The organism is Rhizobium phaseoli, assembly GCF_010668805.1.
In the GTDB taxonomy this organism is placed as follows: domain Bacteria; phylum Pseudomonadota; class Alphaproteobacteria; order Rhizobiales; family Rhizobiaceae; genus Rhizobium; species Rhizobium phaseoli_A.
In genome coordinates, this window is record NZ_WUFT01000009.1 from 234,409 (window position 1) to 254,489 (window position 20,081).

The 20,081-nt window shown below is 57.3% G+C and carries 15 protein-coding genes; 6 read left to right on the forward strand and 9 right to left on the reverse strand.

From position 1 onward, the window contains the following. Positions 1–3 precede the first annotated feature (3 nt). The 6 genes from GR197_RS16260 to GR197_RS16285 form a co-directional block, all read right to left on the reverse strand. Entirely contained in the window at positions 4–480 is a 477-nt protein-coding gene (locus GR197_RS16260) for a TIR domain-containing protein (RefSeq protein ID WP_164011300.1), read from the reverse strand. A 200-nt stretch (positions 481–680) separates the two neighbouring features. Continuing rightward, positions 681–1,133 carry a very short patch repair endonuclease gene (locus tag GR197_RS16265; protein ID WP_204330235.1) on the reverse strand — a complete coding sequence of 151 codons (453 nt, stop codon included), beginning with the start codon at positions 1,131–1,133 and terminating at the stop codon, positions 681–683. Then, positions 1,133–2,800, reverse strand: a complete 1,668-nt coding sequence (locus tag GR197_RS16270; protein ID WP_164011302.1) for a DUF2357 domain-containing protein — start codon at positions 2,798–2,800, stop codon at positions 1,133–1,135. Before GR197_RS16270 ends, GR197_RS16265 begins: the two co-directional genes overlap by 1 nt. 7 nt (positions 2,801–2,807) lie before the next feature. Beyond that, positions 2,808–4,514 (reverse strand): McrB family protein, encoded by a 1,707-nt coding sequence (locus GR197_RS16275; protein ID WP_164011304.1) that lies wholly within the window; start codon positions 4,512–4,514, stop codon positions 2,808–2,810. Continuing rightward, positions 4,483–5,982: a DNA cytosine methyltransferase gene (locus GR197_RS16280; RefSeq protein ID WP_164011306.1), complete on the reverse strand. Its 1,500-nt coding sequence runs from the start codon at positions 5,980–5,982 to the stop codon at positions 4,483–4,485. The genes GR197_RS16275 and GR197_RS16280 overlap by 32 nt, the downstream gene beginning before the upstream one ends. Beyond that, a complete protein-coding gene (locus GR197_RS16285; protein WP_204330236.1) occupies positions 5,979–6,188 on the reverse strand; it encodes a CopG family transcriptional regulator in 210 nt (69 codons plus the stop codon). The genes GR197_RS16280 and GR197_RS16285 overlap by 4 nt, the downstream gene beginning before the upstream one ends. Before the next feature lie 358 nt (positions 6,189–6,546). Between GR197_RS16285 and GR197_RS16290 the strand changes: the two genes are divergently transcribed. Together GR197_RS16290 and GR197_RS16295 are read left to right on the forward strand one after the other, a co-directional pair. Beyond that, the gene (locus GR197_RS16290) at positions 6,547–7,776 is read left to right on the forward strand and encodes a hypothetical protein (protein ID WP_164011308.1); all 1,230 of its coding nucleotides are present in this window, start codon (positions 6,547–6,549) and stop codon (positions 7,774–7,776) included. Beyond that, positions 7,763–9,082 carry a hypothetical protein gene (locus GR197_RS16295; protein ID WP_164011310.1) on the forward strand — a complete coding sequence of 440 codons (1,320 nt, stop codon included), beginning with the start codon at positions 7,763–7,765 and terminating at the stop codon, positions 9,080–9,082. The genes GR197_RS16290 and GR197_RS16295 overlap by 14 nt, the downstream gene beginning before the upstream one ends. A gap of 1,677 nt (positions 9,083–10,759) precedes the next feature. Here the strand turns inward: GR197_RS16295 and GR197_RS16300 are convergent. Next, the gene (locus tag GR197_RS16300) at positions 10,760–11,383 is read right to left on the reverse strand and encodes a plasmid pRiA4b ORF-3 family protein (protein WP_164011350.1); all 624 of its coding nucleotides are present in this window, start codon (positions 11,381–11,383) and stop codon (positions 10,760–10,762) included. 314 nt (positions 11,384–11,697) lie between these two features. On the opposite strand from GR197_RS16300, the gene GR197_RS16305 reads away from it, so the two are divergent. Next, positions 11,698–12,024 carry a hypothetical protein gene (locus GR197_RS16305; RefSeq protein WP_164011312.1) on the forward strand — a complete coding sequence of 109 codons (327 nt, stop codon included), beginning with the start codon at positions 11,698–11,700 and terminating at the stop codon, positions 12,022–12,024. A 289-nt stretch (positions 12,025–12,313) separates the two neighbouring features. On the opposite strand, the gene GR197_RS16310 is transcribed toward GR197_RS16305, so the two are convergent. Both GR197_RS16310 and ligD read right to left on the reverse strand, forming a co-directional pair. Further along, entirely contained in the window at positions 12,314–13,087 is a 774-nt protein-coding gene (locus tag GR197_RS16310) for an SOS response-associated peptidase family protein (RefSeq protein WP_164011314.1), read from the reverse strand. Positions 13,088–13,148: 61 nt separating this feature from the next. Beyond that, complete coding sequence (ligD, locus tag GR197_RS16315; protein ID WP_164011316.1) at positions 13,149–14,213, reverse strand: non-homologous end-joining DNA ligase; 1,065 nt, start codon at positions 14,211–14,213, stop codon at positions 13,149–13,151. Positions 14,214–14,495: 282 nt separating this feature from the next. Between ligD and GR197_RS16320 the strand changes: the two genes are divergently transcribed. The 3 genes from GR197_RS16320 to GR197_RS16330 are packed head-to-tail and all read left to right on the forward strand — an operon-like array spanning position 14,496 to position 19,931. Then, positions 14,496–15,248: an ImuA family protein gene (locus tag GR197_RS16320; protein ID WP_164011317.1), complete on the forward strand. Its 753-nt coding sequence runs from the start codon at positions 14,496–14,498 to the stop codon at positions 15,246–15,248. Then, positions 15,169–16,680 carry a Y-family DNA polymerase gene (locus GR197_RS16325; protein WP_164011319.1) on the forward strand — a complete coding sequence of 504 codons (1,512 nt, stop codon included), beginning with the start codon at positions 15,169–15,171 and terminating at the stop codon, positions 16,678–16,680. The genes GR197_RS16320 and GR197_RS16325 overlap by 80 nt, the downstream gene beginning before the upstream one ends. Then, positions 16,677–19,931: an error-prone DNA polymerase gene (locus GR197_RS16330; protein ID WP_164011321.1), complete on the forward strand. Its 3,255-nt coding sequence runs from the start codon at positions 16,677–16,679 to the stop codon at positions 19,929–19,931. Before GR197_RS16325 ends, GR197_RS16330 begins: the two co-directional genes overlap by 4 nt. The last annotated feature ends 150 nt before the right edge of the window (positions 19,932–20,081 follow it).

Genomic DNA, 20,081 nt, shown 5'->3' on the forward strand with positions numbered 1-20,081 from the left:
CGGCTATCGCCGCGCGGCATTAGCGGCCGTCTCAATCCAAGAGCTGATGTTGGCATAGCCGTTATCCGTCACCCAGTCATACTGGCTATACAGCGTATTCAAACGCGTCTGATTGACATTGAAATAGGAAAGCGGATTCAGACCCTGCACGTCTATGCCATTCTGGGGATGCTTGATATTATGGATGTCTATCGCCAGAAGACCTTTTCCAAGCTCATAGCTCCGCTTGATTTCGTGCCGGACCCAGGGGCGGTGATACGTTTCAGCCCCGTAGAGAACGACCGTGACAGATGTTCCCGCGAGTTGATCTTCAATCCACTTCTCGATACCGCCTGCGCGTTGCTTAATCTTCTCGAACTCAGCCTTATCGAAGAAGGGCGAGGCTTCGCCTTCAGGGCGCACAATCCATGAATTCCTCACCTGCATCACACGGTGAACGTCACGGTCGTAGTGAAAGCTAAAAAACACCTTCCGAGCCAATAGATCCTCCCCAATACTATGCCGAATGTGTTCGATCTCTATTCGTAGCATTATTGCCGAATGCTTTTCACTAGAAATCAAGCTAGATTGGCCATATCCACAACCAGCGCGCTAAACGCTTGCAATACAGTTTGCGTGACTCCGTAGGCTGTCCGCCGCCTAGCACGCGGGAGTTCTCGCAGCTAGACTAACCGGCGTCATTACAGTGAGCTGATGACAGCTGCATCGACCGCGTCATCGCGTAAGAACCTCCCACAGCAATCCAAGACTTCGCTGAGCGGCTGTCGCTTCACACCCTTTAGTGAACATTCCCATACGGTGAGTACTCTCCATCCCTCGTTCGACAGAGCCAGATTAGTTCGCTTGTCCCGTTCCTTGTTAGCAGCGATTTTTGCTGCCCAGAATTCGTGGCGCGAAGTGGGCATCTTAAAAAGGTGGCAGTCATGACCGTGCCAGAAACAACCGTTTACCTGGATAACCGCTGAATACCGCGGGAAGACCAAATCCGGCCGACCTGGAAGATTGTGCACATGAAGCCTGAAACGATAGCCGAGCGCATGTAGGCCCTTGCGCAATTGTAGTTCGGGCTTCGTGTCCCGACCGCGGATACGGCTCATATTAAGGCTGCGCTGTTCCGACGTCAGGTTATCCATTATGCGCGCCCATCCAACGTGGCGTCGGAGATTATCAGCCGAAGTGTTGCTGCTACCTCCGACAAAGTCATCCCAGGCTTCAATGTCGTCGCCCCAAATCGAAACCCGGCGCGATATTCTGGATGGAACAGTCTACCCGGCATTGTTGTTGTCTGATAGGTGGCGCTGACAACGGGCATGTCCGGTGTAAGCAGATAGGCAGCTGTGACAATGCCCTTCACCTCCCCTGCTTCAGCCTCCTGCACCAGCGCATCCCTGTACGTATGTATCGAGCTCAATGCGTCATTGAGTCCTTCAGCGACCCTGTATTTCGCGTCGAGTACGATCATCTTCCCGACATCGCCCGCGGCTGCAGGGCCTCTGGCGGCAACGATGTCAGGTGTCATTGTCCGGCTGTAGGATCCACGCCGATCTGGATCGAGCCAGAATTCTCTGAATTGCTTTTGAAAACAAAGCTGCCAGTGAGCCCCGACGGAAACAGTGACCGCCCCGGCTGCGAGCGTCACGCCACCCGCAGCGTCACTGATGAACAGGTCCTGTATGTCAACGCTATCCGCTCCAAACTCCTGACTGGCGGCCCGGACCAGTCGAAGGAAACACCATAGTTCATAGAGCTCGAAGGTGCGCGCCAGCGGCAGGTTGAGGAAATCCCCGAAGATCGCTGCGATTCCAAGGTTCATGTCCTGCCAGATACGGTAGAAACGGCGATAGGACGGGTCATTGCGGAACAAAGCCGAAAGGGTAAGACGAGGAGGAGCATCTCCCGCCTCCAGAAACGGCGCGGCCATTTCGAGCTGGCTTAGCCGCCTTGAAAGGCGCCGGCAGCGTCTGGCCCAGGCCGCGGCGTCATTGCGTGAATCGGGATCAATTCCCCGATTGCTCTTTTCGAGCTGCTCTGCGGCAACTGTCAGCCACGCTGTCCAGGACCGGAGGCACGCAGCCATTTGTCGGTGTTCTGGGAGATCAAGAGAGCTCTGACGTTGCCTGATCCGGATCTGTTTGGGCAGGAAACCTTTCAACGGCGCGGGCAGGCGGAAGGGCTGTGCTGTTTCCCTCAGAACCGGGCCCGATTGAAACGAGCGGAGGATTTCTGGGCCAGTCGCCCGCACAGCTTTGTAGTGAGCGACACTGCGGTCCTCCGCCTTCAGTATCCGCCTCGGGCTGCGCGCAATTGCGGTAACGACGATTTCCAGTTCCTCAATCCGGGAGCGTAGAAACTCCAGCCGAGCTATTGCAGGTGGACGGGCGCCAGCCCCCTTTGCAATGCCCTTCCGGAAGCTGCTCAGCGAAAACAAGGCAAAGGTATCGTCAAGTATCTCGCGCACCATCGTATCAAAATCGTCGCGCGTCAGCTTCCGGCGATCCGGATCTGTTACGATTTCGAAGCGACGCGGCGTATGTCCGGCCAATCGCAGTTCGGCTTCGACTATACCGGCATGGAAACCCGGGGGCCACCGCCAACGCGCCATATCGGGAGCAGGAGCGCGCAAAGCCTCGAGGCGGAGGTCGTCGATCAGAAGGTCTGCCGTGGACGCGTCTTCCGCTCCGGACAGTTCGAAGAGATAAGAGCCCATCTCATGGACTTCACCTGCAAAAATATCTTCGGGATCTGGCCAGACCCGCCAGGCAGCGCCACTCGTCTCATCCCTTATGAGCAGCGTAGCCATGCTTAACCTACCTGTTTGCCTGGAACGCCCCGAATTCGTCCAGATCGGAAAGGAGCTTCGTGAGGAAATTCTGAGATCGCGGAAGTCCACCCAGGGCTTTTGCAAGTCCAGCCAGCAGCGGGCGCTGACGCTCGCCGCCACGCACCTTGACCAGGACCTTCTGTACCATCAGATCGTCGATAACCGAATTCGCAGCCGGGCTCAGATGCTGCTCAGCAAAGGCGTGATAACGGACCACCTCTTCTGCAACACGATAGCCAAAACCCAGTCCGTGCAGAGCCAGAATGATCTGCGTCTGAAGCAGGTAGCCTTCACACGCCGTCCGCGAGTCGGTCAGTGAAGGATCTCGAATTACAAGCCCGTCAAAGAAGCCGGCCAGATCGACGTTGGACATGTCGATGACAACCGCGCGGTCAAGAACCTTGTCACTGACGGGATTGGTCGTCTCGTCGACATTGATGGTGCCGGTGATGTAAAGGTTTGACGGGAGCTCCAGCGCGGCAGGGACCGGAGTGCCGTTCGAACCCTCCAGAGGCACGCCGCTCGAATGAAGTCGGATTTTTTCGCCCGTCTCCACCGCGGACAACACGTCAGATAGGTAGTATTCGACACGTGCGAGGTTCATCTCATCGAGAATGACGAAAACCGGCGAGTCACGGTGAGCCGTGGCGAGCAGGACGGCCTCAAGAAACGGGGGAATCATGTAGCGGTTTGAAAGAACGTCGTAGTAGCCGGTCAGTCCGGTCGGATCCGTCCACTCGGGCCTCACAGGGCAGATAAACAGAAAGGGGTCCCTGGTCTGCATGCTGGCCAGCCCATGGACTGCCTGGGCGTACTGCATTGCGAGGCGCGTTTTGCCTGTGCCAGAGAGCCCGGACAAAATGACAAAATGCTTGTGCGAGAGAAAATTCATCGCACCGTGGAAGCGAGCAATTTCTCCGTCCGGATAGTGTCCACCCAAACCGGCTATTGCGTCCTCGATTTCTTTCAAAGGAATTGTCGCCGGCATGCGTTGCATTTCAGCGCTGACGGCTTCTATATCAGCCCAGACGCGCAATTCGTGAATTTTCTCGCGCCCGATCAGATTTCCCAGGTAGCCGATTAACTCACGCGCCATCAATCCTCTGCTGGCTGATGCAGCAGGAGGCCAGATGGAGAAAAGTATCCGGTCGATGGTGACGGGCTTGCTGATTGTCGAGAGGTCGGAGGGCATGGTGTCCCAATACCCCTTGTTTCGAAGATAAAGGAGCCCGTCGCTTGCGATATAACCTTTTACGTTTTTATTATTGTTTGTGTAATCGAGTCCATCAGGACTAGGCACTGCGTGAGTTCCGTCGTCGGGGATTTCCTCATCAACGGGCTCATCATTATCCTCGTCATCATCGTTACTTGCTTGTCCCGTTTTGTTTGGCTTAGACTTGCCCGAGGCGCGCATCTCCTCGAGTCTGGCCTCAAACACGGGCAGATCGCTCTTCACGAAGATAGTAAAGTAGATCTCATCCTCCGGCGGAAACCGCAGAAGGCAGTGAACGGCGATCTGGTCATGCACTGCAGCGTAGGATTGAAGATTTATATTGAAGGCGAACAGTGCACCACCAACGATTTTCGCACTGTTTGAAACTCCGAAGGCGTCGGCAATGCGAGTGCCCTTCGTCATACCCGAAAATTTTTGAACCGCGTCCTTATACTGCTGCTGCCGTTCTCTGATATCCATCAACGCTTTCTTTCTGACTCGGACACAACGTTTCCATGATCCGACCTGCCAGCGCCTTGGCCATCAACGGAGGTACGGCATTTCCAATTTGTTTGAAGCTAGGGTTCATCGTACCACTGAAAACAAAGCCGTCCGGAAATGACTGTAGTCTTGCGGCTTCGCGGACAGAGATCGTACGCGCCTGATCATTGTCGTAATGGATATGGCTGTAGCTGTCTTTGCCGAGATGCGCCATCAGCGTTCTTGCCGGCTGGTCCCTCCACATTTTCCGCCATTTATTTGGGAACTTGGAGGCGTCATATGGCGGGACGATTTTATCTTTGAGGGTCTGGTATTCTACAGAGCCCTCTTGGATGTGCTTTCCCGCCGACTTCAGTTCGGCGAGCCGCTCGCTGAACATGTTCATGGCGTGCTGCCATGCCTGCGGATACTGATCACCTGGATTCAAGCGAGCGAACAGGGGATAATCCCTTGGAAGGCAGCGGATCACGTGGTCGCGCAAACCGTCTTGGGGAGCTTCAAACCCAGGCCACGATCGCATTAAACGTGCGTATGCCGAGGCTTTACGCCCACAGTCATAAGGGATTCGCTGATCCATGCGGCGCGCACCGCGGCGCAATTCTCCGGAGGCGAGCATAGCGCGTGCGTCGATCCGCGGCAGATCTCCAATTGCCTGTTCTACGGTTACAGCGGGCGTCATTGACGGGTTTGCCGATGGCGGCTCCAGATAGTCATGTGCTGTGGATATATGGCCATTGAGAACTTTCAGAGCGACTGCCCGTGACCCCTCGTAGCCCGGTGGGAGGACCAGCCAGTTCGTCGGATCAGGAAACGATATCTTTTCCGAAACCTCGCGACGATATGCAATCAGGAACATACGTTCCCTCATCTGGGGCACGCCATAGAATGCTGCGTTAAGGAGCGTATAGCCGCAGATGTACCCTTTATCTTCCAGAACTTCGCAGATTTCCTCCGCAATATTCTGACCACCGTGATTAAGTACGTCAGGGACGTTTTCGACCACCACCACCAGTGGCTTAAAGGCATCCACATATCGCAGATACTCCTGATAAAGTCGCGCCCGCGGGTCATGACGGAAAGCCTGCGGATGCGCATCTATCTCGCGCAACTTTGGTCGCCCGACCCGGGCGAATGCCTGACATGGCGGGCCGCCAACCAGGATATCGAAAGCATCCTGCACCGGACCTAGGCCGAGTTCAGCAACGAGATCTTCAGGGTGAGTGTTGATTATGTCCCGCGCTTTGGTGTGTTTTGCATCGCCGGCATGAAAGTTGAGGCCGTGCGAACGAGCTGCGTCAGGATCAAATTCAATAGCAGCGCGTACAGAGAACCCCATCGATTGAAACCCGAGTGAAAGTCCGCCGCACCCTGCAAAAAGGTCCAGCAACCGGGGTTTGCCGCCGGCTTGAAGTCTGGCGATTTTCTGACGAACCACTTCCGCGCTCATGTCAGACTTCCTTCCTTTGTCTTGGGGAGACGCAGCGGAAGTTTCGTTTCTTCACCGTGCTCCGCAAGGAATTGCATAACCGCTGCGCGAATGATCCATGCAGCAGAAACATCGTTGGCATCTGCGAGCATCTGGATGCGGGAGTGAATTGCCTCAGGAAGCATTACAGATGTCCGGATGGTCTTTTTAGGAGCTGGAGCTTGCATGAATCATACCGGGTGCATATCGCATCCAACCTACGCTGTAGTGGTGCACTTTGCATCATCCCATAGTTCCAATCCTGTGGATACTGCTCGGAGCGAGAACATATAGGGAACATTTCCGGCGTTTGCAACGCTCCTTTTGAACGACCTTCAATATGGAACTGACGCTCCATCATGCGAGCCTGGCTCCTCAGTAGATGATCCGTCCTCGCCAGAGCACAGCCCGGCAAAAGCCTGAATGCTTCCGTCGCAAAATCAACTCCAAGCTGCATTTCACAATTAGTCAAGCCTTTCATGATACGGTTTATTTCGGAATAGATTTACGCGAAGTGATGGGCGTTCGACGGGGGAATAAGGGACCATGAAGCTAACGATTTTGGACAAGTTCAGGGAGGGAGATGCCGCAACATGCTTCCTCTGCAAAGCATCACTCGCTGATTACGTTAGTGGTCTACCAGAGAATTTTCGGGAATTTTACATTCAGCGCGGAATCGTTACCAATCGGTTTCTTGACAACCTTTGGGACACACTCTCGGCGCAGCGTCACATTCCGCCCATCGTCCTGGTGGGAGGCCAGACAGCTCCTGATCTGTCCCGTAAAGAAGAATTCGACCTTTCTGCAGATTTCAAGGTCCTCGACGGCCTGCAACGCAGCCACCGATTGAAGGAAATTTGGGATACTGTAGCCTACATTGAGAACGAATTTGAGGACAACACTTCGCTGAGCGTGGCTCAACTGGCTCGTCAGCAAGCGAATAATCTGCGGAAGCAAGGAATCAATCCGCAAATCTTTCAAAAAGCGCTTGGAGCACATCGCGAGGGGAATGGGCGGGAATATCTTTTTGAACGTAATACCATTTGGCTAGAGGTATGGTTCGGCCTCTCAGAGGCCGCGCAGATTCAGAAAATGCTCGTTCTCAACGCTGGCCACAAGTCCGTCAACATAAAGCACCAGATCGAACTGATCTTTTGGAGCCGGTTCGAGAAGCTGCAAGCCGAGCTAGCTCCAGGTGTTGTTCTTCGTGAAAAAGATAAATCGTCCATCAGCTACAGCAAGGGACGTAAGCCCGGCGAATATCACTTTGCCCACCTGATTTCCGCATTTGTTTCGTTGCTCGATGGAGCGCTCGTCACCACCAACGCGGAATATTCAGCTGACCAGGCATTTCCAGGGGAGAGGGAGTCGGATGAGACCCTGCTAGATGTCGATGATCAGGTTTTGCGAGCGTTTGCCCATACTATTGCCGCACTCGACCATAGCCTCCGAACGGATATCGGCGTCCGCTGGCTGGGTAGAGAGGTCGTCCTCGTCGGAATTTTTGGTGCCGTCGGAGCGCTCGCTGAAAAAGGATCCGGGGGCAAGGTTGAGGCGCTTCGAGATTTCGAAGCTAAATTGCCCCAATTCATCGCAAGGCTCAATCTCCAGGATTTTGAGCGGTGGCGCAATAGTCTCGAGTTGTCAAAGGTCAACATCGGAAACGTGAACAGGCGCGAAGTGTTCAATGCGACTCTTCAGTTCCTTCAGGGGAAGAACGACGGTCTCATCCAGTGGGGAAACATCGGGGAGGTCGACGCCAATGACGCTTCGTGAAAACATTATCGAAATAATTTCTGACGCCTTGACGGCCGACGAAACGATACTGCCGAGCGATATTCTCGATGCCAACAATCACATCATCTTCGCCGCATCGGAACTTGCGTCCCGGGCGACGGATCTGTTTGTGGAGGAAGATGACGATTTCGCTGAACAGGTTAAAGCGTTTCTAGACGACCTTCCGCCGCAGCTACCCCTGGCGTCTATTTTTCCCAGAGCAGTGAACCTTGCGGTTTTCCTGGACTTGGCCAACCTTATCGACTTGGATGATTTAGACAACCCGGTGCCCGCCGAGATTAATCAACTCAACATTAGCGAAGTAACAGACTTGGAGGCCTTCGCCCGTGACGATAGGCGGGTCCAGTTGTACGTCTATGAACGACCTAATCATATCACGGAATCCTTCGCGTTTCTCGACCTGACACAGGGTAGCCCGGTCACTACGCAAACCGTTCCTAGAGTGATGACCGCGTGCGCAACTCTTATTGTCGGTCAATATGTCGGCGACATGAGTGGCAGGCGATGGATAATCTCCTCGATGGATAATGAGGCTCGTCGTCGATCCTACGTGAAGTATCACCTGCTCTTGAATGGCCATCGTCTGACAAATGCGGTTATTGCCCCCAATTCAACTGCGCTCGTTGGAATCGCAGAAACATTGACCACCGCCAACGAATACATTCAGTTCGGAGAACCATTCGAGATCCTGGGTGAGATCAATGGTCGGACAACTGTGCTCGACACGATAATGAGCAGCTATCACGTCCTCGAAAACTATATGATACGAGCGCAGATAGCGAAGGTAGCCAACGACAACGTGGGCGCTTTATTCGGCATACGCCACTTTAAGCAAATGGAACTGGCCGTCGAGAGAAAGGAACTGGAGCACCTTACTCAATTATTGAAAACCTCGTGGGACATCGATATCGGCGGCTTAACACTGGCGGGTTTCGTTGACACCAAATTCACCGGCCTTTTTCAGCGGGTTGATTTCGTGGAGCAGCGGTTCCAGGAATTTATGCGGCGATTGACGGTTAAAAAGCGAAATGAGGTGTTAAACATCAACAGCCCGGTCGACCTGCGGACGGCGCTTCCCAAAATTATTTACCAAGTTCGGTGCTCAATCGTTCACAACAAGGAGACCGAGTTCCATCTTTCTAACAGAGAGCTCCTAAATCCAGTCGTTCTGATGACACTTACCGATCTGTGCCTGCCCTGCATGCAAAGGCTTGCATTCGGGCTACCTGCTGCCCCGGCACCCAATCCTTTGCGGTACGATCGATCTACGCTGCAGCTGTACTAAAAGGATATAGGCGCTCCAATTTCCGGCTTGGGGCGCCTGCCCACTAGCCGCCAACGCTCCGATGGCGATGGGACCAACGGTTCCGCTTCAGGGCGTGCAGCTTCCGCGACCAATCGACGTGGTGACGGCCCGGCGATCCCTCTGGCTGTCCGAGCGGGAAACACATCGTGTCTACCCAAAGGTGTTGGAGGCGACCTTCGCATGCCGTGCCCGCCTGTCGGATGAGCATAGGGCCGCAATCGAGCACGTCGCAGGTTCCGCGCGCCTCGCAGCTGTCGTACCCAGCAAGGTTCGTACCCCTTCAGCGCCCACTTAGGCGGCGTATACTTGATCGCTCGCAGCCCCTGCGCTGCTTGAAAGACTTCCGGCTACAGCGGTCTTTAATCTTCTACGAATGTTCATTTCAGACTTCCGGAAAAGACACGGGGGATCACCACGGCACGCGGTGATGCGGTCCAAGAACTTCGATAAATCGCCAGAGGTTCGGCTGATAAGAAAGGTCTCACCTGACGTGATCTTGGTCACGCCTTGCCGGGAAAGGGATCGATCTGGCTGCCGACGCCCGAAGGCTAACACGATTTTGAAGGTCGCGTTTCGTGGCCTGGGAAGGCTGGCAGCCACACGGGCAAGTTCGCGAGCCAAACCGAAGGATTAAGGAAATCAACGCCTTTGACTTCGAAATCACGGGTCAAAGGTTCGAATCTGTTCAAGGCGAAGAAGTCCGTCCGGCATAGTCCGGCCAGCGCCGAACGTCGGCCTCGCGCCCTCAAATCGGTCGTTCATGCGGATCCCGAACCGTCCTGAAAGCCGTCGTTCGCACGCGCCGACGCGAACGACCAAGAAGGGCGGGGAGCTGTCGTTCGCTGCATCCTAGACAAACGGCAGCAATGCGCAGAGAGCTGCCGGTCGGTGTGCCGCCCTGATAGTGAAGGACAGCGCAGGGGGCAGGCTTTGCTCCTGAAACAGGCAGCAGCACCTCAATCAACGTGACCGGCCGACGCTGACGCCAATTCTGGCCGACTGCAGGCGCTCAGAAACTTCGTCCATACGGAATAACCCGATCGCCCTCACCGCCACTGACAGGGACAGTGAGGCAACGTGCCTCCGGCCTCGCCTGCCGATTTTCGTGGGGTGTTGTTACTGTATGAATATACATTGGGCCTTGACTTCAGCCAGAACTAGTGTGGACTATTACATAGTATTGTTGTGTCCTAAGCCCCCGTCAGAAGGTACGCGCAAGCTTATTTTCTTAAATCAAAAAAGGAGAGCATTCATGGCACTTAAACCCGGACCAAAGCCGATAGCGAAATCCACAGGGAAACCGGATCAGCGCCGCCGTGATAACAAAAGCACCCCAGGGAATACACCGTCCCTCAAACCCAGCAAGCCCACCAAATAAGGCACATAAAAGAGGCTCTCGCTGATTTGCACTTCTACCCCGGTATTCGATTGAACCTGCGCGAAATGCCGCGCGGACTGCGTGCCTGTCGGATGTTGGATGTCAGCACTCTTGAATTCCTCGCCGATACCGGTCAGTCCGATAACGGCCCCAAATTGGTCGGTCCTAGATGGCCGGGCGATGTTACCTGGATGTGCAATCTGAAATGAGCCCCCTCTGTGAGCAGTTGGGTGTGGGCTCGATTTCATCAAGACGCCCAACTCGAACCTGCACTTAATTCATTTCTTCGGGACTGTTTTCGGTTTCGGTTGATACAGACGCCGTTTAACGTTTGAGCGCAGAGCGTTGCGAACATCCTTATCCACCATCGACAGGTCGAACCATTCGGAATCAAAATAGCCGCCGCACCACCGGGTGGTTTCAGCATATTCTGGATCGTCCCGATCTGCGATGATCTCCAGGAAACGCTCATACCCCGATACGCCACCAACATCTTCGGGCGGTCGCGCCCTTTCGCCGGCGACACAGCTCCCGTGTTTTGGCGTAGCGGCGAGCGTCAAGAACTCCTCGACCGCGACCGTGTGTCGCCAGCCATCCCCGAAATCATAGTGGTAGCTGAAGACGGCACCTTGCTCGAAGTCCAGCAAGCGCACCTCGCTCTGGTCGAACACCCGAGGATCGTCATCGGTCGAATCCTCCGTCAGGATCTCGACGTCGCCATACCGTAAACCACCGATGCGGAATTCATAAAGGTGATAATTCCACCAGTTAAATGCTGCCTGAATACCGAGATGCAGATGCTCCAGGTTCCAATGAACAGGCAGGACCAATCGGCGCCAAACGTCCGGCTTCATCTCGTCGATGGAAACTCTGACTTGCACGGCGTTTGCGGGTTTGAACATGGCACGAATGAACAAGGTCAGGCTGCGATCGTCAAGAAGGCGCTCAATTGTGACACCGTATTCGAACTGGATCGTTCTTCACGGCATCTCTGCCCGCTTGTGCAGCCCTCGAAGCTTACTATCTCTGGTGTAACCCCGAACTGGAGCATCGCCATGGATCGAAACGCGGCCGAAATGCTGCCGGAATTCTATATTGAAATTCTTCCGCCGGACCGCGATGAAACGTGTGCACCGGATGCAACGACATGTCCGTGCTGTCGAAGGTTACGTCCGGCCTCGAGCATGGATGACGATGGCTGCGGGATCTGCGACGAATGCATGGCACCGTGAACGCGGGTGGCAATGCACCTCCACTAATTCAGGCGACGTTCGAAGACGCGCTTGCGAAATTGCCGGACGGCTATGTCGACGGACATTTTGGCAATCGACCATGGGGCGTGACCGTCAAGCGGTCGGAGGACGGCAAGCGGACTTGGCGCTATGGCGAGGAGCTTAGCGGAACCGATATCGTCAGCTTCAACCTCTATCGACTGGCTGGACCTGGATCGATGCTAAAGCCGTGCGAAATCTCCTCCGCTAAGGTGATCGAATTCGTTCTCGGTTTCGAGCCTGGTCCGGCGAAAGCCGCGTCGCGTTCATAATGGCCGAAAAATGAGCACAGGGAAAATATTGCATTGCAACATATGCATGACTGCTCTGCGATCTGAGCGCTGGCGGTCGCGGCAGCCTCTGGTATCTTCACCTCAACGAAGCAATGCACTTCCTCCCGCAGAGCTTCGTGTCTCAGGCGACCCATTCCTCCTCCCAAGGGAAGCCTGACGGAACAGCGGCACTCCTCCTCCCAGCCGTTGTTCAATCTTTTGGAAAGCCTGCCGCACCTCCTCCCGCGGCAGGCTTTTTCGTTTTCCGATTCAAGTCCGGATTCAGGCGTCAAAGCAGACCGCCCTGTTCCACCAGCTCTCCGGATTTCGAGACAATCGTCGATCCGTACGGCTCGCGCGACGAAATGATCAGCGCGTCATTGGGTAGTGGACGGGCCAGTTCCTTTGCTTCGTCCCAGGGCGCCCGCATCCAGTTGTCCGTCTCTTCCTTCGTCAGCAACAGGACGGGCATGGCCTTCTCATGGATCGGCTTCACCAGGTCGTTGGGATCCGTTGTCAGAAATCCATAAAGATCGTCGGTGGTAAGGCCGTCCCTGACCTTTCTGACACTCTGCCATTGCGGCACATGAATGCCGGCAAAGAACATCAGCGACTTCTGCTCGTCGCGGGCGAACCAGGCATTCGGCACGTTGCCGCCATCTTGCCGGCTGGCCGGATCCGGTTCCGCGAAACTGGTGACCGGGACGAGACATCTGTTTTCGACGCCGAACCATCGTTTCCAGTGCGGAAAACTGAGCTTGCGCACGTTGGTCGTGCCGCGGTCGGCCTCCATGCGGATCAGTTCTTCGAGATCGAACGGCTTGCCCTTGGCCGCAAGTTTCTCCGCCTTGGCTTTGGCCGCCCTCTCAAGGGCGAAACGTGGCGAGGGCAGTCCCCAGCGCGCATGGACCAGTTGCTTCTTTCCCTCAGTGGTATTGCGGACGATCGGCCCCACCTGATCGGGGTTCATCTGGTAGGCCGGCATCAGGTTGATCAGGCTTTCGGCGTCCTGGGCCCATTTCGCGACCCAGTCCTTGTCTTCCATGCGATAAAGGTTGCACATGCTGGATATCCACTCCGCCGAGCTCGAATGGTGACCAATCTAGCGGATGGTACCGAATTCGCTACTCGAGGCAGAAGACATCGGCATTGTCCTGGCGTTCTCGCAAGCCCTTGTAGGACGGATGGCGGAGTTTGGCGTCTGTCGTCCATGCGCGAAACTCGATCTCAGCGATCAGGGTTGGCTCGACCCAGACAACGTCTGCGCTTCCGGAATAAGGCAGGGGCGGCTGCTTTCGCTTCCATCGAAGCGTGTCCAGCATCTTCCGCAATCGGATCGCCTCGGCTTCCCTGAAGCCCGTGCCGACGCTTCCGACATGCACGAGATCGCCATTGCGGTAGGCGGCGAGCACCAACGAGCCGAAGCCGGCAGGGGATGCTGTCGACCGCTCATAGCCGACGATAAAGAACGCTTCGCTCTGGACGCATTTCACCTTCACCCAATCTCCGGTCCGGCCCAAGCGATAGGGCTGATCGAGATGCTTGCCGACGATGCCTTCCAAGCCGAGGCGGCAGACGTGCTCCAGCAGGACGGCTGGGTCGCCATCCAGTGCTTCCGATAGCCTGACGGCGCCGACCTGGTCACTCATTGAGCCGTTCAACGTGTCCTCGAGAAGGTGTCGGCGGGACCGATATTCGACACCGCGCAGATCGTGCCCGTCCAGATAAACAAGATCGAAAGCGTAAAGGACAGCGTCGGATGCCCGGTTGCCGGCTTGTTTGCCGGATGCGCCCAGCGATTGCTGCAATAGCCCGAAATCCGGCCGGCCCTCTTCGTCGAACACGACGGCTTCGCCATCGATGATCATCGTCGCCGGCCCGAGCGCTCGTGCGGCCTGTTCTATCGCTGGAAACCGGTGTGTCCAGTCATGTCCGCCACGGGTGAGGATCCTAATCCTCTGCGGCTCGATATGAACGGCAAGGCGATAGCCATCCCATTTCAGCTCCCAGCTCCACTCGTTACCCTTTGGTGGATGAGCCTTCAGTTGCGCCAGCGCAGGCTCGACGCGCTCGGGCATGGGATCGAAGAGCAGCTGTGGTTGGGCCGGATTTCGCTTCTTGCGCGGCCGGGAACGGATCGGGGCCTCGGTGTCACGAAGGAGGGGTTTTGATCTCGGAGGCTTCGGCATCCCGACAGTTCAGCAGAAAAATCTTAAAGACACTGTGACCATCTCGACTTGTCCCTGCAATTCACACAAAGGGATTAGCGCCTGCGAACGCTCGGAAAAAAATCCGCCGCCCGCTATTCAGCTGATTTCCATGAGTATTCTGCTGATTTCTAATGTTCAGGATAATATTCCCATCCCTCCGGTTGCTTGACTCTTTTGCTGCTCGGGAACAGAAAGAGAACATCCGCATTTTGTTCGACATGATGTCGGCCGCCAACACGACCTCGAAGGGAGCCGTGAACGATGACTGCTGCCCGTCAAAGGGTGATTTCCGATCTGCGCGAGCGCATCGCCTCGCTGGAGGGCGTGTCAGCCAGGAAGGCTGGCTGTCTGTCCTTCGGCGTGCCGGAAATCGATGCAGTCCTGCCCGGAGGTGGTCTATCCTTCGGGGCGTTGCATGAATTTGCCGGCGGCGGGTCGGGCACAGTGGACGGTGCGGCGGCAGCCCTGTGTGCGGCAGGGATAGCAGCACGCACCAAAGGCCCGATCGTCTGGTGCCTGACGCGCCCCGACCTGTTCTTTCCCGCGCTCGCTCAGGTCGGACTCCACCCCGACCGGGTGATCTTTGTCGAATCCGACAAGGAGGAAGACGTTCTGGCAAACATGGAGGAGGGGCTATCCTTTGGTGGGCTCGGCGCCGTCGTCGGTGAACTCGTTCGCCTGCCGATGGTCAGCTCGCGGCGGCTGCAGCTGGCGGCTGAGCGCACCGGCACCATGGCGCTTGCCGTCCGGCGTTGGCGACGGCAGACGGAGGCCAATGATTTCGGGCAGCCGACGGCTTCGACCACGCGATGGCGGGTGAGCGTCATGCCATCGGAGGAATTGCCAGTGCCGGGTGTCGGACGAGCCCAATGGTTGCTGGAATTGATGCGCGTGAAAGCGGGTGAATGTGCTGAGTTTCTCGTGAGGGCGTGCGATGACAAGGGTCGTCTCGATCTATCTTCCGGATCTGCCGACGGATCGCATTCGTCGCGCCGATCCGTCTATTCCGCCTGAACAGGCGATCGCCGTGATCGCCAGGAGCGGCTCGAAACGCTGGGTAGCGGCCGCCGACGCAGCCGCTAGGAAAGCCGGCGTTCATGTCGGCATGCCCTCGGCCAAAGCACAGGCGCTGTTCCGCGGCCTGATGCTGGTCGAGGCGGATTCTACAATGGATGCCGCAGCACTCGAGCGCATTACTCTCTGGGCGCTGACGCTCTATTCTCCGATTGTCGCGGTCGATGGGATCGACGGGATCGTCATGGACACCGAGGGTGCCGACCACCTGCAGGGCGGCGAGCTCGCCATGGTGACGAAGATCGCCAATCAGTTCCTGGCCAAGAAACTCACTCCCCGTGTCGCGATCGCCGACACTTGGGGTGCGGCCCACGCCTGTGCGCGTGCCATCAGCCGCGAAACGGTCATCGTGCCTTCAGGTGAGACTGTTCGCGCCGTCGAAAGACTGCCGATATCGTTGCTGCGCCTTCCCGGGAAAGTCGTCAGCGATCTGCGCACGCTCGGCTTCCAGACCATCGGCGAATTGGCCAACACGCCGCGCGCGCCGCTGACGCTTCGTTTCGGTCCGGAGATTGGCCGGCGGCTCGACCAGATGTTCGGACGCATCTGCGAACCGATCGATCCGATCCGCACCGCCGAGCTCGTCGAGGTCAGTCGCGCCTTTGCCGAACCGATCGGTGCTGTCGAGACCATCAACAAATATGTCGGCCGCTCGGTCGTGCAGCTGATCGAGGAGCTGCAGAAACGCGGCCTCGGTGTTCGACGCGCCGACCTGATCGTCGACAAGGTCGACGGCACGCGGCAGGCAATCCGCGCCGGCACGGTGAAGCCGGTGCGCGATGTCGCCTGGCTGACGAAGTTGTTTCGCGACCGGACGGAGAAGATCGAGCCCGGCTTCGGGATCGAGAAGCTGACCCTGGTTGCGGTCATAGTCGAGCCGCTGGAGGAGCGCCAGAAATCCTCCTCGCTGGTCGAGGAGGAAGTGAAGGACGTGACTCCGCTGATCGATATTTACGGCAACCGTGGCCAGCGTGTTTATCGGGTGGCACCCGTTGCATCCGACGTGCCAGAGCGCTCCGTCCAGCGCATCAGTCCCGCTGCCGATCCGGTCGAGGTCACCTGGGTCAGTCATTGGCGCCGGCCGGTGCGGCTGCTGGTCCGTCCCGAACTGATCGAGGCCATCGCCTTGCTGCCGGACCGCCCGCCGGTCTCGATCACCTGGCGCGGCAGGCGCCGGAAGGTCAAGCAGGCCGATGGTCCGGAACGGATCTTTGGCGAGTGGTGGCAGCGCGACGCTGAGATGGAGGCGGTGCGGGATTACTTCGTCATCGAAGACGAGGCCGGCGAGCGTCTCTGGGTGTTTCGCTCCGGTGATGGCATCGATCCTGAAACCGGAAGCCATCGCTGGTTCATGCATGGGATCTTCGCATGAGTTATGCCGAGCTGCAGGTCACGACCCATTTTTCCTTCCTGCGCGGTGCAAGCTCGGCGCAGGAATTGTTCGAAACCGCCAAGGCTCTCGGCATCGAAGCCCTCGGCGTGGTCGATCGCAATTCGCTGGCGGGGATTGTCCGGGCACTCGAAGCATCCCGTGCCACCGGTTTGCGTTTGGTCGTCGGTTGCCGGCTTGATCTGCAAGACGGCATGTCGTTGCTGGTCTACCCGACCGATCGGGCTGCCTATTCCCGGCTGACGCGACTGATCACACTTGGCAAATCGCGCGGCGGCAAGAACAACTGCATCCTGCACTGGGACGATGTCGTCGCATACAACGACGGCATGATCGGCATCCTGGTGCCGGATCTGCCGGATGACGCCTGTGGAATCCAGCTGCGCAAGATGGCCGAGGTGTTTAGCGATCGGGCCTATGTGGCGCTCTGCCTCCGGCGCCGGCAGAACGACCAGATGCGGCTGCATGAGATTTCCAATCTCGCCGCGCGGTTCAAGGTGAAGACGGTCGTCACCAACGACGTCCTCTTCCATGAACCAGGTCGACGGCAGCTGCAGGACATTGTCACCTGCATTCGGACCCGCACGACGATCGACGAGGTCGGCTTCGAGCGCGAGCGCCATGCCGACCGCTATCTGAAGCCGCCGGAAGAAATGGAGCGGCTGTTTCCCCGATATTCAGAGGCCTTGGCACGAACCATGGAGATTGTCCGTCGGTGTAAATTCTCGCTCGAGGAACTCACCTACCAATATCCGGAGGAGGCGATCGTGCCGGGCAAGGATGCTCAGGCCTCGCTGGAGCATTATGTCTGGCAATGCGTGCCCGATCGCTATCCTGAAGGACTACCGCCTGATGTGTTGAAGGTTGTGCGGCACGAGCTCGATCTGATCCGCACCATGAAATACGCTCCTTATTTTCTGACCGTTTTCTCGATCGTGCGTTATGCGCGGTCTGAAGGTATCCTCTGCCAGGGAAGGGGTTCTGCCGCCAACAGCGCCGTCTGCTACATTCTCGGCATCACCAGCATCGATCCCTCGACAAACGATCTTCTGTTCGAACGCTTCGTCAGCCAGGAGCGCGACGAGCCGCCGGATATCGATGTCGATTTCGAGCACGAGCGGCGCGAAGAGGTGATCCAGTGGATCTATCGCACCTATACACGGGAAAAGGCAGCGCTCTGCGCCACCGTGACCCGCTACCGGGCGCGCGGCGCGATCCGTGGCGTCGGCAAGGCGCTCGGCCTGCCGGAAGACGTGATCAAGGCGCTGTCTTCGGGCATGTGGGCCTGGTCGGAGGAGGTCTGCGATCGCAATGTCCGCGAGCTCAATCTCAATCCAGACGACCGGCGTCTCGTGCTGACCTTGAAACTCGCGCAGCAATTGATGGGCGCCCCGCGGCACCTCGGCCAGCATCCGGGCGGCTTCGTCCTCACCCATGATCGGCTCGACGATCTCGTGCCGATCGAACCGGCGACGATGAAGGACCGGCAGATCATCGAGTGGGACAAGGACGACGTCGAGGCGTTGAAGTTTATGAAGGTTGATGTTCTGGCGCTTGGGATGCTGACCTGCATGGCGAAAGCGTTCAAGCTCATCGAAGAGCACAACGGTCGGACACTTGACCTTGCCGTCGAACAAGAGGATCAGGCGACCTATGCGATGATCCGCAAGGCCGATACGCTCGGCACGTTCCAGATCGAAAGCCGCGCGCAGATGGCAATGCTGCCGCGGCTGAAACCCCGAACCTTCTATGACCTCGTGGTGCAGGTCGCAATTGTCCGGCCAGGCCCGATCCAGGGAGACATGGTGCATCCCTATCTGCGCCGGCGCGAAGGCAAGGAGGCGGTCGAGTATCCGACGCCGGAGCTTGAGGCGGTGCTCGGCAAGACGCTGGGCGTGCCGCTGTTTCAAGAGTCGGCGATGAGGGTGGCGATGGTCTGTGCCGGCTTTACCGGCGGCGAGGCCGACCAGCTTCGCAAGTCGATGGCGACCTTCAAGTTCACAGGCGGCGTCTCGCGGTTCAAGGACAAGCTGGTATCGGGAATGGTGAGGAATGGCTACACGCCGGAATTCGCCGAGAAGACCTTTTCGCAGCTCGAAGGCTTTGGCTCCTATGGTTTCCCGGAGAGCCATGCGGCGTCGTTCGCATTGATCGCCTATGCGTCGAGCTACATCAAATGCCATTATCCGGAAGCCTTCTGTGCGGCGCTCATCAATTCGCAGCCGATGGGATTTTACGCGCCGGCGCAGATTGTCGGCGACGCGAGAGCCCACGGCGTCGAGGTGCGGCCGGTCTGCATCAATCGGTCCCGATGGGACTGTACGCTGGAGCGCATCGGCAATTCTGGTCGCCATGCCGTACGGCTCGGTTTCCGGCAGGTGAAAGGATTGGCGGTCGCTGACGCCGCGCGCATCGTCGCGGCGCGCATGAACAGCATCTTTGCCTCTGTCGATGATATGTGGCGACGATCCGGCGTGCGATCGGAGGCGCTCGTCCAGCTTGCCAAGGCCGATGCCTTTCTGCCGTCGCTGAAGCTCGAACGCCGGGACGCCCTCTGGGCGATCAAGGCGCTGCGCGACGAACCCCTGCCGCTGTTTGCGGCGGCTGCCGAACGGGAGAGGGCTGCAATCGCCGAGCAGCGGGAGCCTGAAGTCCTGCTTCGACAGATGACGGACGGGCACAATGTTATCGAGGACTATAGTCATACCGGACTGACATTGCGGCAGCATCCGATCGCCTTCCTACGCAAGGATTTATCAGTGCGCAACATTATCACTTGTGCCGAGGCGATGAACTCGAGGGACGGGCGTTGGGTCTATACCGCCGGACTTGTGCTGGTGCGGCAAAAGCCCGGATCGGCCAAGGGCGTCATGTTCATCACCATCGAGGACGAGACCGGGCCGGCCAACCTCGTCGTCTGGCCGACGCTGTTCGAAAAGCGGCGGCGGGTCGTTCTCGGATCCTCGATGATGGCGATCAATGGCCGGATCCAACGGGAAGGGGAGGTCGTGCATCTTGTCGCCCAGCAGCTGTTCGACCTGTCAGGCGACCTGACGGGCCTTGCCGATCGCGATGAAGAGTTCAACCTTCCAGCCGGCCGTGCTGATGAATTCGCCAGAGGTGGCGGACCCGATCCACGGGACAAACCGAAGTCGGTTATGGCCGCGCGAGACATGTTCGTGCCTGACCTTCATATCGATACGCTGAAGGTGAAGAGCAGGAATTTTCATTGACGGTCTGGTTTTTGGCCTGAACGCGCAAAAAGCAGCACCTCTTTCCCATAGTGGTGAGTGGTGAGTGGAGACGACGAACTCATGGCGGCCGAGCGTCGTTCCCGAGAAGGCATTGACAAACGTGCCGGCATGTCGCCACCTCGTTTCAAC

Excerpts from the sequence above, each read along its gene's own strand:
- GR197_RS16330 (WP_164011321.1), top strand. The coding sequence starts at position 16,677 with ATGAGTTATGCCGAGCTGCAGGTCACGACCCATTTTTCCTTCCTGCGC.
- GR197_RS16270 (WP_164011302.1), bottom strand. The coding sequence starts at position 2,800 with ATGGCTACGCTGCTCATAAGGGATGAGACGAGTGGCGCTGCCTGGCGG.
- GR197_RS16310 (WP_164011314.1), bottom strand. The coding sequence starts at position 13,087 with ATGTGCAACCTTTATCGCATGGAAGACAAGGACTGGGTCGCGAAATGG.
- GR197_RS16300 (WP_164011350.1), bottom strand. The coding sequence starts at position 11,383 with ATGTTCAAACCCGCAAACGCCGTGCAAGTCAGAGTTTCCATCGACGAG.
- GR197_RS16290 (WP_164011308.1), top strand. The coding sequence starts at position 6,547 with ATGAAGCTAACGATTTTGGACAAGTTCAGGGAGGGAGATGCCGCAACA.
- GR197_RS16265 (WP_204330235.1), bottom strand. The coding sequence starts at position 1,133 with ATGGATAACCTGACGTCGGAACAGCGCAGCCTTAATATGAGCCGTATC.
- GR197_RS16280 (WP_164011306.1), bottom strand. The coding sequence starts at position 5,982 with ATGAGCGCGGAAGTGGTTCGTCAGAAAATCGCCAGACTTCAAGCCGGC.
- ligD (WP_164011316.1), bottom strand. The coding sequence starts at position 14,213 with ATGCCGAAGCCTCCGAGATCAAAACCCCTCCTTCGTGACACCGAGGCC.
- GR197_RS16285 (WP_204330236.1), bottom strand. The coding sequence starts at position 6,188 with ATGCAAGCTCCAGCTCCTAAAAAGACCATCCGGACATCTGTAATGCTT.
- GR197_RS16325 (WP_164011319.1), top strand. The coding sequence starts at position 15,169 with ATGACAAGGGTCGTCTCGATCTATCTTCCGGATCTGCCGACGGATCGC.
- GR197_RS16305 (WP_164011312.1), top strand. The coding sequence starts at position 11,698 with ATGCATGGCACCGTGAACGCGGGTGGCAATGCACCTCCACTAATTCAG.
- GR197_RS16295 (WP_164011310.1), top strand. The coding sequence starts at position 7,763 with ATGACGCTTCGTGAAAACATTATCGAAATAATTTCTGACGCCTTGACG.
- GR197_RS16320 (WP_164011317.1), top strand. The coding sequence starts at position 14,496 with ATGACTGCTGCCCGTCAAAGGGTGATTTCCGATCTGCGCGAGCGCATC.
- GR197_RS16275 (WP_164011304.1), bottom strand. The coding sequence starts at position 4,514 with ATGGATATCAGAGAACGGCAGCAGCAGTATAAGGACGCGGTTCAAAAA.